Genomic DNA, 16,068 nt, shown 5'->3' on the forward strand with positions numbered 1-16,068 from the left:
TATGATAAAACAATTACTTATTTTTTTATTGATAATTGGTTTTGAAGGTTTTGCCCAAAGCAATAAAATTTCCGAATTTAAAATTGAAGGGGCCAAGAAACTAAAAGAATCTTTCGTAAAAAAGATAGCATTAATAGAGGTTGGTGACGCCTTAGATTCTTTAGTTATCGCTCAAGATATTATCAGTTTAAAACGGTTACCATCCGTGTCTCATGCCGATTTTGAAGTTACTAAAACTTTAGAAGGCTACTTTGAAGTGGTTTATAAAATTCAAGAAAATTTCACACTTATTCCTTCAGTAAATATCTATACTACCGACGACGACGAGTTTGCATACCGTTTGGGGCTTTACGAATTTAATGCCTTAGGAAGAAACATCACGTTTGGCGGGTTTTATCAACGGGATATTTTTGATAGCTACGCCATTAATTTTAGAGCACCTTATTTATTTTCTAATACCATAGGGTTGGCTGTGAATTTACAGGATTTAACAACCCAAGAACCTATCTTTTTCGATAACACTTCGGCTAATTACAAGTATAATAATAGATCTGTTGAGGTTTTAGGGTTGTATCAGTTTAACTTCAGTAATAGGTTAGAATTGGGATTTAATATTTTTGAAGAAGCATATAAATACCAGTCTGGCGCCACAAGTGCCGATGTTCCACAACAATATAAAATCCCAAAATGGATGATAAAAGGGATTTACGAATACAATAATTTAGATTATTTCTATCAGTATGTTTCGGGGTTTAAAAGTCAGTTTAACTTTCAATTTGTTACCTCTAGTAGTCATGAATCTTCTGAGTTTTTTATAGGTTGGAATGACTTTCTATACTTTAAACGTGTAGGTGAAAAAGGCAATTGGGCCAACAGACTTCGGTTAGGTTTAGCTAATAATGATGATACGCCGTTTGCACCGTTTTCCGTAGATAATAATTTGAATGTTAGAGGTGTTGGTAATACTATTGATAGAGGAACGGGGGTTATTGTTTTAAATACCGAATATCGTTATACATTACTAGAAAAAGATTGGTTTATTTTACAGGGGAATTCTTTTGTAGATGCGGGAACTTGGCGCAATGCTGGAGGTCGCTTATCAGATTTTGGTAAAACAAAAAATATTAAAATTTATCCAGGTGTTGGACTGCGCTTAACGCATAAAAAAATATACAATGCCACCTTCCGTATAGATTATGGTTATGGGATTACCAAAGGCGCTACAAAAGGTCTTGTATTTGGTATTGGACAGTATTTTTAGAGGTTTAATGTGTGCTGTTACTTTTGATGACTTAGGTTCTTTTGTGCCATAAATAACTGGTTAGTCACAGTGTTTTAGGGACTGTATAAAGATTCTTGTATATTCAAAACACATTAATTTTACCCCAAAATGATGGAAAATTAACAGATAATTAAGCATATAAATACGCCAATTTCAATGTTTTGAGAAACGGGCATGGAGTATACCTTTGTCGTGTAGAATTATTGCAAAACAATTAGTCCAAATCTTAATATTATGTTTATATCACAAGCCTACCACTGTAATCAAGTATTACATGAAGAAAAGAGTTCAAGCGTAGAAAGAGAAACATCAAAAGCGAACAGCCAAATAAATGGGAGTGAAAACTTTTTTCAAAAGTTAAAACAGGTTTTTAATGTTAAAAAACGTGTGTTTCAATCGTACTAAATAGAGTAATATAAAATGCCCAAATTAAACTGTATTCTATTTTTACAGCTTAACTTGGGCATCTTTTATTGAATAATTTAGTGTTTACTCTAAAATAAGTACTAAATCTTCCGAATTCACCATAAATCCAGTTTTTAAAACAATTTTCTTAACGGTAGCATCGGTTGCAGCTGTAATGGTGGTTTCCATTTTCATGGCTTCAATTATAAATAACGGTTGATTTTTAGTTACTTTTTCACCTTTCTTTACCAAAATAGTAGAAAGCATACCTTGTAATGGTGCGCCAATTTCATTACTATCGGTTTTATCCACTTTCATGTTTTCAACTTTATCCACCTTAATAGAGGTGTCTTTAATTTCAACACTTCGGCCTTGTCCGTTCACTTTAAAATAAACGGTTACTATACCGTCTTCATTGGCTTTTCCTATAGAATCTAAAGTAATTAGTAGGGTTTTTCCTTTGTCTAATTCAACAATAGTTTCTTCTCCAATTTCCATACCGTAGAAGAAATTCTTGGTCGGTAAATTCATCAGGTTGTCATATTTTAAATGCTGATTGAAAGCATCGGTAAATACTTTTGGATACAACTGATAAGATAAGAAATCGGTGTAATCTATAGTTCGACTTAAATCGTGTTCAAATATTTTTTTGAAAGCCTTGTATTCCTTATCGATATCCAGCGGCGGAATATGCGCATTTGGTCTATCGGTGTAAGGTTCTTGGCCTTTCAGAATTAATTTTTGTAGTGCCACTGGAAAACCACCAACAGGTTGTCCTAATTCACCTTTGAATAAATCGACTACCGACTGCGGAAACGAAATCGTGTCACCACGTTCCTTTACATCTTGAATGGTTAAATTGTTGCTCACGAGGTATTGCGCCATATCGCCAACTACTTTAGAACTTGGCGTTACTTTTACAATATCTCCAAAAAGCGTATTGACTTCACCGTACATTTTTGTAATTTCATGAAAGCGATCTTCCAAACCTAAAGCACGTGCTTGTGGTTTTAAGTTTGAATATTGTCCACCAGGAATTTCGTGCTTAAAAACGTCTCCCGAACCGGCTTTTAGGCCCGATTCAAATGGATAATAATATTCTCTTACGGTTTCCCAATAATTTGAATATTCATTTAAAGAATCGATGTTGATGGTACTCGCACGATCTTGAAACTTCATCATCTCGACAATCGAATTGAAGTTGGGTTGAGCGGTTAAACCGGATAAGCCTCCAAGTGCAACATCTACAACATCTACACCGGCTTCAATAGCTTTTAAATAAGTAGCCGATTGAATGGATGAGGTATCGTGCGTATGCAAATGAATAGGAATATTAAGCTCTGATTTTAATGCTGAAATAAGCTCGTAAGCGGCATAAGGTTTTAGTAAACCAGCCATATCTTTAACGCCTAAAATATGCGCGCCAGAGTTTTCAATTTCTTTGGCTAGGTTAACGTAGTATTTTAAATTGTATTTGGTGTTTTCGGGGTTTAAAATATCGTTGGTGTAACAAATAGAACCTTCGGCTAAACCGCCAGTTCGTGTGCGTACATGTTCAATACACGGACCTAAGGATTTCATCCAGTTTAACGAATCGAAAATTCTAAAAACATCAACGCCGTTTTCCCAAGATTGTTCTACAAATTCACCAATAACATTATCGGAATACGCTTTGTATCCCACGCCATTAGAACCTCTAATAAGCATTTGTAATAATAAATTAGGCATTGCTTTTCTAAGCATGCGTAGACGTTCCCAAGGGTTTTCTTGTAAAAAACGCAAGCAAACATCGAAGGTTGCACCACCCCAAACTTCCATACTAAAAATATCAGGATGGTTTTTTGCATAGCCTTCCGCAACTTTCATCATATCGTAAGTTCTCATGCGTGTGGCCAACAAACTTTGGTGCGCATCACGCATGGTGGTATCGGTAAAATGAACTTTCTTTTCATTCATTAACCATTGCGAGAATTTTTCTGGTCCTAGTTTTGTTAATAAATCCTTAGTACCTTCTGTGTATGGCGCATCCGCATCAAACTTCGGAACTTTAGGTTTTATAAAGGTTTTAGAACGATCTACTTTTTTTACGTCGGCATTTCCGTTAACAATAACATCGCCTAAATAAGTGATTAGTTTTGTGGCACGATTTCTCGGTGCTTTAAAAATGAATAAATCCGGATTAGATTTAATAAAATTCACCGTTACTTTACCTTGTCTAAAGGTATCGTGTTTTAAGATATTATCAAGAAACGGCATGTTTGTTTTTACACCTCGAATTCTGAATTCGGCCAAAGCACGACGAATTTTTCTACTAGCACCATCCAACGTTCTACTATTTGCTGTAACTTTTACAAGCATGGAATCGAAAAAAGGCGAAATAGTAGCACCTTGATAGATACTTCCTGCATCTAAGCGAATACCAAAACCAGAAGCACTTCGGTAAGCCGATACGGTGCCGTAATCGGGCTTAAAATCGTTTTGTGGGTCTTCCGTAGTAATTCTACATTGCAAGGCGTAACCGTTGATTTGTACCGATTCCTGGTTCGGAATTTTTATTTGTTCGTCGGCTAGCTTGTAACCGCCAGCGATAAATATTTGTGTTTTAATTAAATCGATATTAGTAACAACCTCGGTAACGGTGTGTTCTACCTGTACACGCGGGTTTACTTCAATAAAGTAAATAGAATCGTCATCGTCCACCAAAAACTCAACCGTACCAATATTATTATAGTCTACGGCTTTGCAAATTTTAATGGCATAGTCATAAAGTGCTTGTTTCGTTTCATCTTTTAAACCGTAAGACGGTGCAAATTCAATTACTTTTTGGTATCGGCGTTGTACCGAGCAATCTCTTTCAAATAAATGAACCGTATTACCAAAGCTATCGGCTACAATTTGAATTTCGATATGTTTTGGGTTTTCTACAAATTTTTCTAAAAAAACGGTATCGTCTCCAAAAGCATTTAAAGCTTCACGTTTACTTTCGTTAAAAGCACCTTTTAGTTCATCTTCTTTTCTAATTACACGCATACCACGGCCACCACCACCAGAAGCAGCTTTAAGCATAATAGGGTACCCTATTATTTTAGCTTCGGAAATGGCTACGTCAATATCAGTAAGCGGTTTTGTATTACTTTGAATAATAGGAATGTTATTTTCTACAGCCACCGTTTTTGCTGTAATTTTATCCCCAAGGGCTTTTAAAACAGATACTTTGGGGCCAATAAAAATAATGCCGTTGTCTTCACAGGCTTGTGCAAAATCAGCATTTTCTGATAAAAAACCATAACCGGGATGTATGGCATCAGCCCCGTTTTTAATTGCCACTTTTATAATGGCATCAATATTTAAATAAGGTTTTAAAGGTTCGTTATCTTCTCCAATTTGGTATGATTCATCGGCCTTGTATCGGTGCAAGGAATAGCGGTCTTCAAAAGTGTAAATACCTACTGTTTTTATGCTGATTTCTGTACAGGCTCTGAAAATTCTAATCGCAATTTCTCCTCTGTTGGCTACAAGTATTTTTTTAATTTTCAATGTAATATGGTGTTTAGTTTGTATAGTGAAAAAGTTAATTGGTTTTAAATATATGAAAAAATTATGTATTAAAAATCTTTATTATTAAGCTTATTTAAAACATATTAAAATGCCTTGTTTTTAATGTTTTAATATAAATTTAATGAGCTAATTTTTAAAACGATTTAGAATAAATTAGATTTGTAAAAAAATAAAATATGCGCACCATTGCAATCGGAGATATTCATGGCGGATTAAAGGCTTTAATTCAGTTATTAAATAAATTAGAAGTAAAAGATGAAGATCATCTTATTTTTATGGGCGATTATGTCGATGGTTGGAGCGAGTCGGCTCAAGTTATTGCATTTTTATTGGATTTATCTGAAAAAATAAATTGTGTTTTCATTAGAGGAAATCATGATGTTTGGTGTGAAGAGTGGTTGAAAACGGGAGAAGTAAACAAGACTTGGTATCAGCATGGTGGTAAAGAAACCATGGCGAGTTATCACAATATTTCTGATGAAGAAAAACAACAACATATCACCTTTTTTGAAAACTTAAAAATGTATCATATCGATGCTGAAAACCGCTTGTTTTTACACGCCGGCTTCACATCTATGCATGGCGTTGAAAAGGAAGTGCATTTGCCAACGTTATACTATGATAGAACGTTATGGGAAATGGCTTTAGCGATGGATAATAATTTAGATACTGAATCTTATTTTTATCCAAATCGATTAAAGCATTACCACGAAGTTTATATAGGGCACACACCAACAACTAACTTTGATTGTGACATACCGATGAACGCTGTTAATATTTGGAATGTAGATACAGGCGCTGCTTTTCGTGGTAAAATCTCAGGTATGGATATCAATACCAAAACCTTTTTGCAAAGTGATGCTGTGTATACCCTGTACCCGAATGAAAAGGGACGCAACAAAGATTAAAGCTTAGGAGGTTACTCTATAGTTTTAAACGCTTTTATGGCCGCATTGGGTTCAATGACATTGTAACCTTTCCAGAATTCCGGATCGTATTTTGGTAAATACACGGGCTCTACGTTTGGTTTTTCTTCAAAGTTGTTAAAGTCTGTTTCTGATATTTGTTCATTTTCAAAAATCACTAGCTCACTTTTTTGTCTTATCGACATTATAAAATGTATGTCAGAATCTAGTTCGTTTTGTTTGCGTCGGCCTTTAACATGTTTATTCTTTTCAATAATGGTTAAAGGGCGATCAATGCCAAATTTGCTGCCTTCTTCTAATTCGGCATATTTTAAAGTGTATTTTTCGGTGTCGTTTTTAGAATAGATAAGTGTTCCTTTTTTTAAGTTTCTTGTGTGCGATAATCCTAATAATTTAAAACTTTTAAGGATTTTTACGTTTTCATAATCTATTCTAATAATAGCGAAATCATCAGTGTTTACGTAAAGGATGCCTTTAAAATCTTCATTTCGTTTTGGGGTAAAACTTATTTTATAAACAAATTCATCGTTTAAAAATGTATAATCTTCGACTATAAAATCAAATCGATTTTCTTTTTCTAAAAAGTTTAAATCGCTGTCTTCGAAAATAAAACTGTCGTGTTCAAGTTTTGATATGGCCGATTTGCGGTAATTTGCAAAATCTTTTTTACGCTCGGCTTCTTTTTTCTGTTCTTCTTCGAGCATAGCTTCTGTTTTTTTAACGTCCTTTTTTTCTGAATCGGAAATAAAAGCCGTGGAGTCTATTTCTGTTTTTGTACCAAAGAAACCTGATTTTATTTTAAAATAAGAATCGCGTTTTACGTGCTTTTTCAGAATGGTATTTAATTTTTCTTCATACCCTTCAAAACTGAGTTCTTTACTTTTGTCGTATAGGTGAGAGGCTTTAATAATATCTATTTTTTGCTTATCATCTTCATCTGGGGTAGTATATAAATTGGCTAAAATCTCGGTGTAATCATCGGCATGCTTCGGAATAGCAGCAATTAAACTATCTGTAAATTGTTGGTTAAATTCCGGAATAGTGGATTTATTGATTTTAACATCGTGTTTTAATAAATTTTGAAAAGATGACGCGCGGTAAAATAATTTGCTTTTAGCAAAACTATGATCGTAATTATTATCTAAGTTTTCTTTTACTTTTTCAATAATTTCCTCGGGCGTATAATTTTTATTTGAAACTAAAATCTCGTCTAATTCTATAGATTCGGTATGCATCAAAACCAAACTATCTTTAAAGTTTTGAGCTAGAAATTGTTTGGTTTGATAACCAAGACATCTAATTTTTAAAGAATCTGTTTTAGAGAACTTTCCGCGTAAATTAATTTGAAAATCACCGTTAGAGTTACTAATTACCCCAGAGTTATCATTTATAGAAATGGTAGCAAACGGAATCGGTTTTTGTGTTACCGAATCTAATATTTTAGCATGTATAGATTCTTGCGAAAACCCGAAAAAAGAAAGAAAGGTAAAAAGAAAAGCGGTGTAAATATGTTTCATAAAATCTATTGTTTCGTTTAAAAGTAGACGAACCAGCGAACTATTTGTAACATTTAGTTTTTCTTTAAGTCAATTTTATTAGTTTTTAACAAAATAGGAGTGTGCTTTATCATTTCTTTAAGATTGAAGTGAACGCATTCTAATGTAGTGGTTTAAGTTTTACTTTATTATGAAGAAATACGAAGAAAACACAACTATAATCAACCGTTTTGAAGCACGTGTTTTACGTAATATTGATTGAGTTGCTTTGGTGAAGCTCCCAATCTTTTTTTAGTATGAATTACCCAATAATGATATTGTAATGTGCCAACACCTTTGTTGTTGTAGTGACGTGCCGAGGTGGTTAGCCATTCTTGAATAACTACAAATTGATTTATGGCGTATAGTTTTTCGGTAAAATCGTTGTCTTCATAAATTATGAAGTTTTCATCATAACCGCCAATAGTTTCAAATAAAGAAGCTGTAACAAATAAACTTTGATCGCCGCCTCTGCATACTTTCCAATTAAATTTTGTAAACCAACCTGCAAGAGTTAACCACCAATGTTTGGAGTCGAATTTCATCTTAAAACAACCAGCGTTATTACCTTGATTTACTTCGTTTAAAATTAAAGAATCATATTGGTTTGGCGGAAAAGAATCGGCATGTAAAAAATAAAACACATCACCTTTTGCAGCTTTAGCACCGGCGTTCATTTGTTTGGCGCGTCCCTTTTCCGAAGTAATTATTTTTATGCTTAATCCTAAGTTTTTTATAATGCTAATACTATTGTCTGTACTGCCACCATCAACCACAATAATTTCCGAAATGTTGCTTAAATCCGCATGATCTATCAGATGATATAAGAAATCTGCAATAGTTTCAGCTTCATTTAAAACAGGAATTATTATCGAAATTTTACTCATTCAAGTCCCAGTTATAATCTTTAAAGCTTTTTTTCGCTTTCGCGGAAATGTCTACGCTTGTGTATTGGTTTAGAAAATCGATTAAACTGCCGTCTTTCTTAAAATCTTTTGCAAACCATTGAAATATTTTTGAAATTTCAATGTGGTTTTCGCTTATGTTATTTCTATTCGTGTCGCTTAAAAACTCTTTGGTAGCTTCTGTAAGTTGCGTTTCTAAACTTTCGGAAGTAAAGGCTTTGTTTTGCAGTTTCGGACAAGAAAAAGAGGCGCAGACAATAGCAAAATGAATACGCGGTTCGTCCATTTTTCGTAATATTTCATGTTCAATCTCACTTAAATTGAACCATTTTTTGTCAAGTTTCCAAAGACGTTGTTCCCAAGGTTTATCGATGTCTTTAATGCTTTTTAGGGGGTAATTCCGAAGAATTAAATCTACCGTCATGGCATTGTATGCGTTTATCCAAAAGGCTAAGGTTTCAGTTTTTGACAGGTTTTTGAAACCTTCATTAGTGTATGTTACATTTAAAACTTCAATATAACTAAGCAACTTTTTATGATCTAATTTAAAGGTTTTGTAGTTTACTTGGCCAGCATCTGAAACGTGTTTTTGAAGCAATTCGTCCCACAATTGGTGCGTGGTTAAAAAGCGTTTACTAAGTGTTTGGTTCAATTCTGAAACAGCCGTTGTATCGTTTGTACCTGTTGTAGATTTTGCCGTTTCTAAGGTTTCCGTGTTTAAATATTTTGTTTCTGTTTGAATAGCTTCAGCTTGAACGGTTTCCGAAGAAATTGAAGCCACTTCTTTTATTTCAGTAAATTGTGGTGTATCTGTAGTGTGAAATGTTTTTTTTGTCACACAAGACGTCATGAAAACAATGCATACTAAATAGGTTAATACTTTCATTTTTTTAATGGGTAAAGTTCTTGACTTATAAAATCTTTTGGGAATTTATCATCATCTTCAAAACCTAATTCAATATCTCTACCGTTGTGCGGCACATAATCGGTTTTAAAAATGTAATCCCAAATACTTAATGTTAGTCCGTAATTTACGCCGTGCCTTACATGTTTTGGTAATGTTTTTACATGGTGCCAAATGTGCATTTTCGGGTTATTGAAAACGTATTTTAAAATGCCGTAATCCCAACCTAAGTTCGCGTGGTTTAAGTGCCCGATCGCAATGCTGAAGAAGTAAACAATAGCCACATCTTGCGCACTGTAATTGGCAATAAGCGCAAGCGGAATATATAGAATCGATTTGTATACTACCGGCTCCATCCAGTGGTAACGCAGGTGTGCGGCAAAGCCCATTTCTTTTACTGAATGATGTACTTTATGAAAATTCCAAAGAAAAGGGACGTGATGTAATAAACGATGGGTATTCCATTGTACAAAATCGGAAACTAGAAAGAAAATAATTAAACCCAACCATTTTGGTAAATCGTCGGCATTAAATACTTGTAAATCTTGTAATGATATGCCAATGGTGTTTAGTGCATCATTTAAAAATTCGGCTGCAGTATTAGAAAGCGCAATTAAAATAATGAGGTTTAAAAGAAAGAAGTTGAAAAACATGTAAAACGTATCTAACCAAAAATCTTTACGGAAAATAGATTGATTTTTTCGCCAAGGAAAAGCCACTTCTAAACCCCAAACAATTAGAGAAATAGCTATAAGTCCATAAAAATAATTATCCCAGTTATTCTGAAAAAGGATCTCATTTTTAAGATAATTCCAGTAACCCGAATAAGCGTTTTTTATGATGTTTAGGTATTTTTCCATGTTGAAAATTTGAGTAATACATGAAGGTAACAACGCGTTATCTAAAAGAATAGCTAACGGGTTGTTGCTGTTTTATAGGTGTGTTGAATTCTGAATTAAAGCGTTTTAATAAGTGCTTTAAATAGAATGATCATTTCTGGTTCGGCTTTTTCTGCCATGGCGATTATTTCGCTAATATCAACTGGTTTCAAGTTTTCTGGATCGCATTCATCGGTTAAAACAGAAACTGCCGCAACGTTTAAATTGAGATGATTGGCAACAATAATTTCAGGAACGGTGCTCATGCCAACAGCATCTGCTCCAAGGGTTTTTAACATACGGTATTCGGCACGTGTTTCTAACTGTGGCCCAACCACACTCGCATAAACACCCTCGTGAAGTGTAATGTTGTTTGCTTTAGCAATACTTTTAAATTTTGTGTTTATTTCAGCATTGTAAGGTGCGCTCATATCTGTAAAGCGTTCGCCTAAAAGTTCAACGCCTTTAAAAGCTAGAGGAGAACCTCCTTGGAGGTTAATATGGTCGTCGATAAGCATAAGCTCACCTTTTTTGAAATCAAGATTTATGGCCCCCGACGCGTTAGAAACTAATAGGGTAGTAATGCCTAACTTTTCCATAATACGCACAGGATATGTTACGTCCTGCAAGGTGTAACCTTCATATAAATGGAAGCGTCCTTGCATTACAATGACCTTTTTACCTTCCAATTCTCCATAAATAAGTTTTCCTTTATGGAATTCAACGGTAGCCGTTGGAAAGTTTGGTATGTGGTTGTAGCTTACTTCTTTTAAAATAGTTACTTCGTTTAAAAGTTGCCCTAAACCTGTTCCTAAAATAATTCCTACTTCAGGTTTGTCAAATCCTTTTTCAACTAAATATTCTACGGTTTCTTCTATAAATTTTATCATTGTAATTGCTGAATTCGTTGTTGTAAATTGGTGTTGTTTTTGTAAAATGCAGAGGCTTTTAAATCTTCAAAAGTATCAATGTCATTTAACGGTTCTAACAAGGTGTAAGATACATTGTTTTCGTCTAATTCTTGGAGTGTCGTATCTAATAAATTAGGTTGGCTCCATGGTTTATTATCGAAAATGGCAGTGTTCAGTTTTGATAATCCTACGAGGTAATAACCGCCATCTAGTGCAGGGCCAAAAACCACATTGTTAGTTTGTAAAGCTTTTAGTCCGCTTTCTAAATGAATAGCATCGATATCTGGCAAATCGGAGCCAATAAGTACAATACGCTCGTAACCTTTGTTGAATCCATCGATAAAAGCGTTTTTCATGCGTTGGCCTAAATCTTCACCATTTTGAGTGGTTTTAAAATAGCTTTCCCAAGTATTACTTTCTACTGTTTCAGAAAAGTAAATATGTTTATCTGTTTTGGTATTTTGAACGGCTGTTTGAGTCACTTTTACCAATTCGCTATACACATCAAAAGCTCCTTGATTACCAATAGTTTTGGCTAATCGAGTTTTAACTTTACCTAATGCGATGTTTTTTACAAAAACGATTATTAAATTTTTATTCATAAATTTTTATGCCTTTTTTAAGCCATTTACTCCATGCTTTATTGAAGGTGTGAATGCTATCTGTTTCTTTTTCTTCGGAATTGTAAACCGGAAAATTATTGTTTTTCCATTCAAAAATACCACCATACAAGTTTTCGACATGTGTGTATCCGGCTTGTTTTAAACTGTCTGCGATAGATTCTGATCGGATACCGAGTGAACAGTACACAACAATTTGGGTGTCTTTATTCGGTATTTTTTTTTAAACACTATCAATTTTAAAATGGTTGTAACCAATATGAATAGCTTGTTTTAAGTGGCTTGTTTCGTATTCGTTAAGCTCTCTTGAGTCTAAAATAATAGCGTTTGTTTTCGGCATGGCTAATTCCTGTACCGAAATATACGGAACGCTATTATCGTTGTATTGCTTCAAAAGTTTATCGATAGATTTTTGAGCAAACAAAGAAGATCCGTAAAGTAATAAGCATAAAATAAAAGCCTTTTTCATAAGAAATTAGTCTCCTTAAATATCGAAAAATTACAATTTTTAATCAAAAATAGTTTTACTAATTAAGGGGTCAAATTTACACCAAATCCTTGTAAACCACTTTCTATGTTTGGTAAAATTTCGGTGTTATCCCAAATGCCAGTGATAATAGTTCGGGCGTATTCTTCGGGAAGCACTCCGTTTAACATCAGTTTATTAGTTAATTTATGGTTGTAATGTAACGTGTGGTGTTCTACGTTTAACGTACCGTTGGTGTCATCTAAAATAGCATACCAAACACTTGGAGTGCCATCGTTGGCTGGCATGCCGATAACACCTGGATTTATCCATAATTTATCATCTTGTTTATCCTGAAAAGGAAGTCCGCAATGGCCGCCAATAACAACATCGAATGCATTGTCTAAAAAACTAGGCGCTTTAGATTCCCAAGGTGTTGATTTAAATATGAATTCTGAAATGTTTTGATAAGAACCATGCACCACCATAACCTGTTTGCCTGCATAATGAAACGTAATATGATCAGGTAATGTTTTTATGAAATCTAACGAATTTTTTGAAAGTTTACTCTGGACAAAAGGATACCATTGCTGGGAAAAATCATCGCAACGAGAACCTGCTCTAAAATCACAACCACAGTTTTCGGCACCATCATTTAGTTGTTTTTCAACATTACCCGCAATACTTTTCGCTTTCCATATTTTAAATAATTGTGCCGTTTCTTCGGGTTGTGCACAATAACCAAATAGATCGCCTGTAGAAATACAGTTTTCGGGTAGAATATTTTCTTTTTCGGCCACTTGTTTAAGGGCTTCTAAAGCTTGAAGATTGCTATAAATACCTCCGAAAAGTAATACTTTACCTGTAATTTGACCTAAATAGTCTGTTTTTTTATCCATTTTGGAATAATATATAAAATGATACAACTTAAAACGCCCCAGAAATTCACCCAAAGTAAATCGGCATATTTTCCAGAGGTAAAAATAAGCGACTTCGGAAAGGCATCAAAAACTAAAACGATGCCAAAAATGAGTCCGCATATAACACTTAAGTAGAAACTTATCTTCGGAACTTTCATATTCCAAAAAATAAATACGGGCGTTAAGCCAATAACCATGGTGCCAGAAATGGTTGTGGCCGATAAAATTTCAGCATTTAAAAACACGGGAAGCGTACCTAAAATAGCTACTATAACCATAGAGATACGACCGAAAGTAACATTTTTTCCTAAGTTCAAATCTACCGATAATAGTTTTGAAAAAGATGAAAAAGTTGAGTCTAACGTCGATGCCGCCGAGGTAATCATAATAAAGTTTATAATCAATAAAATAAAGACTCCAAAGGCTTTTCCAACTTCAACAGCGGCTTGGCCTTGCATGTTTTGAGTTTGTGCATAAACACCAATAATACTGAAAAATATAATACAACAAGCACCTAAAACACTAGCAATTAAAAAACTGCGACGGGTTACTTTTGGCGAACTAATAAAAGCTCTATCGGTAAGTACGGGGTCGTGAAACGGGTAGCTAAACGATTGAATTACCGCTGCGAAAAGTAGATTTAATCCGAGCTCGAAACTCCAAGTTCCAGAGGTTGCAATGTCTTCGGATGTGAAGTTGTCAATAGAAAAAATATGATATAAAATAATAATGAGTAAAATTGAAAAGAGTCCCATTTGAACCACATCTGTGAAAATAGAACTGCTTAAACCTCCTTTTAAGGTATAAGCTAAGGTGAGTAACGTAAATAAAATAATAGACCAATAATAGGGTGCGCTGCCTTGTGCACCAAAATAACTACCAATAACCATGGTGTTACTCCAAACTTCATTAAAGAGCCTAAATGCAATTAAAATTGAAAAGATGGCCATAGCACCTTTTCCAAATTTAGAGGTTAAAAAATGATGTACACTTTCAAAACCGCCTTTAACTCGCATTTGGTAAAGAATAATACCTGCAACGGCAAAAGAAACGTAATAACCAGCATAAGCCACGCCACCAACAATGCCATAGCTAAGTCCGAGGTTAGCGGCATTGGTGATACTTTTAGCAAATATCCATGAAATTATTAAACTTCCAGTTAAAACTAAAGTGTTGGGTTTTTTAGAACTTTTGGTAGCTTTGAAAAATTGATCTGTAGTTTTTGAGTAGGGTGATAGAAAAAAGAGAATTGTACTCGATGCTATAATTAATAGCCATTGCATTGTAATTGTATCCATATTATATTATTGATGCCACCAAACGGGCGTATTTATACTGTTATTATTCGTTTTTTCGGCTGCTTTTAAATAGTTTTCGGCATTTAAAGTTCCTTCTTCTGCTGGGTAGGGCAAGCGTACAGGAATTAAATTATCGTTTAAACTTGCTGAAATTGTTCTTAGTTTAGGGAACCCTGTTCGGTTGTATTCAATCCAACCTTCATAACCATTAATTGTATTGGCAATCCATTTTTGAGTAATTATTTGCTCTAATGGTGTTTTATCGCTGGCATTAAAAGCGGCTTTTCCGGTTAAGTAATTTGGAGGTAACTCGGTTTTCCAATATTCAAAAGCTAAAGCCACGCCTGTTTCATAAAGCGTTTGCGCATCAGCAGTTATTAACTTTTTTTCAGCAGCTTCAGCTAAAGCCAATTGCACTTCCCATGCTGTTATAAAGTTCGCATCTAGGGTTGAGGTGTCTTCTCTAAATGCCGTTCCTGCTAGAGAATAATCAGCCAATGTTACCGATGTTGAACTGGCATCAATACCATTCAATAGTCCATTAAAATCGTTGGTTGTACTGTTGGAAAAAGGCTTGAATAACGTGCTTATTCGTGGATCGTTTAAGTCGGTTAAAATATCTTCCATCGTTTCAGAAAGCACAAAATTATTAAAATCGCCAACTCTTAACTGGGCAAGTCTAAAACTGTTAGGGTCAGAGTTTGTGAAATTGAAAACGGCATTTTCAGAATTTGTTTTAATATAATCGCCAGAATTAAATATGGTTTGTAATGCTTCAGAAACGTCTATTTTATCAGAAATTCTTAACAGGTGTTTAATTTTTAAAGCATTGGCAAACTTGATCCAACTTTGTAAATTACCGTTGAATAAAATATCACCTTCCAAGACAATCACATCGTTATAATTGTTGATGGCTGCAATGCCTTTGTCAAGGTTGTCTAAAATGCCATTCGTATTTAAGTAAATAGCTTCTTGGTCGTCATAGCTTGGTGTTACGGTATTATTTATGCCGTTGAAGGCTTCAAAGTAAGGAACATCTCCAAATAAATCGGTGAGGCCAGCCGCCATATATGCTTTTAAAATAAGCGCAGGGCCTTCGTAAACTTTGTAAGCTTCAATGGTTTGCGATTGATTTAAAATAATATCGTTATCCCGTAAATTGGTGTAGAATATTGGCCATGGGTTACCGCCTAATTGGGGCGATTTCAAAGCGTGTCTATCAAATAAATTGAAATCTAAAGCAGTTCTGTGTTGTGCTAGTAAATCGCCAGCAACAAAACCTTCGTAACTCATTTCTTCGCCAAAATTGTAAATCACTTGACGAAGTAATAGGCTAGGTTGCACGGCAACCGGTGCGTTGGGGTTTGTATTGATGTTTTGAAAATCTTTCGTGCAACTCATCGTTATAGAAAGACTCAAAATAGTTAATAAGTATATTGTTTTTTTCATGTTGTTATAGT

At 34.4% G+C, this 16,068-nt stretch carries 14 protein-coding genes; 2 read left to right on the forward strand and 12 right to left on the reverse strand.

The annotated features are described in order from the left end of the window. Window position 1: 1 nt before the first annotated feature. Window positions 2-1,261, forward strand: coding sequence for a BamA/TamA family outer membrane protein (locus QWY92_RS12750; protein ID WP_290271869.1), 1,260 nt, complete (start codon window positions 2-4; stop codon window positions 1,259-1,261). Window positions 1,262-1,771: 510 nt separating this feature from the next. On the opposite strand, the gene QWY92_RS12755 is transcribed toward QWY92_RS12750, so the two are convergent. Further along, window positions 1,772-5,224, reverse strand: coding sequence for a pyruvate carboxylase (locus QWY92_RS12755; protein WP_290271871.1), 3,453 nt, complete (start codon window positions 5,222-5,224; stop codon window positions 1,772-1,774). 197 nt (window positions 5,225-5,421) lie between these two features. Here QWY92_RS12755 and QWY92_RS12760 point away from each other — a divergent pair, with 197 nt between their 5' ends. Next, on the forward strand, window positions 5,422-6,153 hold the full coding sequence (locus QWY92_RS12760; protein ID WP_290271874.1) for a metallophosphoesterase family protein: 732 nt from the start codon (window positions 5,422-5,424) through the stop codon (window positions 6,151-6,153). Between the two features lie 11 nt (window positions 6,154-6,164). Here the strand turns inward: QWY92_RS12760 and QWY92_RS12765 are convergent, their stop codons facing one another. The 11 genes from QWY92_RS12765 to QWY92_RS12810 all read right to left on the reverse strand — a co-directional run bounded on the left by QWY92_RS12765 (window position 6,165) and on the right by QWY92_RS12810 (window position 16,057). Beyond that, window positions 6,165-7,688, reverse strand: coding sequence for a carboxypeptidase-like regulatory domain-containing protein (locus QWY92_RS12765; protein ID WP_290271876.1), 1,524 nt, complete (start codon window positions 7,686-7,688; stop codon window positions 6,165-6,167). A 200-nt stretch (window positions 7,689-7,888) separates the two neighbouring features. Next, window positions 7,889-8,593 carry a TIGR04283 family arsenosugar biosynthesis glycosyltransferase gene (locus QWY92_RS12770; RefSeq protein ID WP_290271879.1) on the reverse strand — a complete coding sequence of 235 codons (705 nt, stop codon included), beginning with the start codon at window positions 8,591-8,593 and terminating at the stop codon, window positions 7,889-7,891. After that, window positions 8,586-9,497 (reverse strand): DUF547 domain-containing protein, encoded by a 912-nt coding sequence (locus QWY92_RS12775; RefSeq protein WP_290271881.1) that lies wholly within the window; start codon window positions 9,495-9,497, stop codon window positions 8,586-8,588. Before QWY92_RS12775 ends, QWY92_RS12770 begins: the two co-directional genes overlap by 8 nt. After that, window positions 9,494-10,375 carry a sterol desaturase family protein gene (locus tag QWY92_RS12780; protein WP_290271882.1) on the reverse strand — a complete coding sequence of 294 codons (882 nt, stop codon included), beginning with the start codon at window positions 10,373-10,375 and terminating at the stop codon, window positions 9,494-9,496. Before QWY92_RS12780 ends, QWY92_RS12775 begins: the two co-directional genes overlap by 4 nt. A gap of 95 nt (window positions 10,376-10,470) precedes the next feature. Beyond that, window positions 10,471-11,283, reverse strand: a complete 813-nt coding sequence (locus QWY92_RS12785; protein WP_290271884.1) for a purine-nucleoside phosphorylase — start codon at window positions 11,281-11,283, stop codon at window positions 10,471-10,473. Beyond that, window positions 11,280-11,906, reverse strand: coding sequence for a TIGR04282 family arsenosugar biosynthesis glycosyltransferase (locus QWY92_RS12790; RefSeq protein ID WP_290271888.1), 627 nt, complete (start codon window positions 11,904-11,906; stop codon window positions 11,280-11,282). Before QWY92_RS12790 ends, QWY92_RS12785 begins: the two co-directional genes overlap by 4 nt. Continuing rightward, entirely contained in the window at window positions 11,899-12,141 is a 243-nt protein-coding gene (locus QWY92_RS20430) for a rhodanese-like domain-containing protein (RefSeq protein ID WP_336622104.1), read from the reverse strand. The genes QWY92_RS12790 and QWY92_RS20430 overlap by 8 nt, the downstream gene beginning before the upstream one ends. A gap of 6 nt (window positions 12,142-12,147) precedes the next feature. Next, a complete protein-coding gene (locus QWY92_RS20435) occupies window positions 12,148-12,393 on the reverse strand; it encodes a hypothetical protein (protein ID WP_336622098.1) in 246 nt (81 codons plus the stop codon). Between the two features lie 62 nt (window positions 12,394-12,455). Next, entirely contained in the window at window positions 12,456-13,289 is an 834-nt protein-coding gene (locus QWY92_RS12800) for a metallophosphoesterase family protein (RefSeq protein WP_290271891.1), read from the reverse strand. Further along, window positions 13,265-14,608, reverse strand: coding sequence for an SLC5/6 family protein (locus QWY92_RS12805; RefSeq protein WP_290271893.1), 1,344 nt, complete (start codon window positions 14,606-14,608; stop codon window positions 13,265-13,267). The genes QWY92_RS12800 and QWY92_RS12805 overlap by 25 nt, the downstream gene beginning before the upstream one ends. 6 nt (window positions 14,609-14,614) lie before the next feature. Next, the gene (locus QWY92_RS12810) at window positions 14,615-16,057 is read right to left on the reverse strand and encodes a SusD/RagB family nutrient-binding outer membrane lipoprotein (protein WP_290271895.1); all 1,443 of its coding nucleotides are present in this window, start codon (window positions 16,055-16,057) and stop codon (window positions 14,615-14,617) included. Window positions 16,058-16,068 lie beyond the last annotated feature (11 nt).

It is taken from the genome of Algibacter miyuki (genome assembly GCF_030409805.1).
In the GTDB taxonomy this organism is placed as follows: Bacteria; Bacteroidota; Bacteroidia; order Flavobacteriales; family Flavobacteriaceae; genus Algibacter; species Algibacter miyuki.

Excerpts from the sequence above, each read along its gene's own strand:
- QWY92_RS12750 (WP_290271869.1), top strand. The coding sequence starts at position 2 with ATGATAAAACAATTACTTATTTTTTTATTGATAATTGGTTTTGAAGGT.
- QWY92_RS12760 (WP_290271874.1), top strand. The coding sequence starts at position 5,422 with ATGCGCACCATTGCAATCGGAGATATTCATGGCGGATTAAAGGCTTTA.
- QWY92_RS12765 (WP_290271876.1), bottom strand. The coding sequence starts at position 7,688 with ATGAAACATATTTACACCGCTTTTCTTTTTACCTTTCTTTCTTTTTTC.
- QWY92_RS12770 (WP_290271879.1), bottom strand. The coding sequence starts at position 8,593 with ATGAGTAAAATTTCGATAATAATTCCTGTTTTAAATGAAGCTGAAACT.
- QWY92_RS12775 (WP_290271881.1), bottom strand. The coding sequence starts at position 9,497 with ATGAAAGTATTAACCTATTTAGTATGCATTGTTTTCATGACGTCTTGT.
- QWY92_RS12780 (WP_290271882.1), bottom strand. The coding sequence starts at position 10,375 with ATGGAAAAATACCTAAACATCATAAAAAACGCTTATTCGGGTTACTGG.
- QWY92_RS12785 (WP_290271884.1), bottom strand. The coding sequence starts at position 11,283 with ATGATAAAATTTATAGAAGAAACCGTAGAATATTTAGTTGAAAAAGGA.
- QWY92_RS12790 (WP_290271888.1), bottom strand. The coding sequence starts at position 11,906 with ATGAATAAAAATTTAATAATCGTTTTTGTAAAAAACATCGCATTAGGT.
- QWY92_RS20435 (WP_336622098.1), bottom strand. The coding sequence starts at position 12,393 with ATGAAAAAGGCTTTTATTTTATGCTTATTACTTTACGGATCTTCTTTG.
- QWY92_RS12800 (WP_290271891.1), bottom strand. The coding sequence starts at position 13,289 with ATGGATAAAAAAACAGACTATTTAGGTCAAATTACAGGTAAAGTATTA.
- QWY92_RS12805 (WP_290271893.1), bottom strand. The coding sequence starts at position 14,608 with ATGGATACAATTACAATGCAATGGCTATTAATTATAGCATCGAGTACA.
- QWY92_RS12810 (WP_290271895.1), bottom strand. The coding sequence starts at position 16,057 with ATGAAAAAAACAATATACTTATTAACTATTTTGAGTCTTTCTATAACG.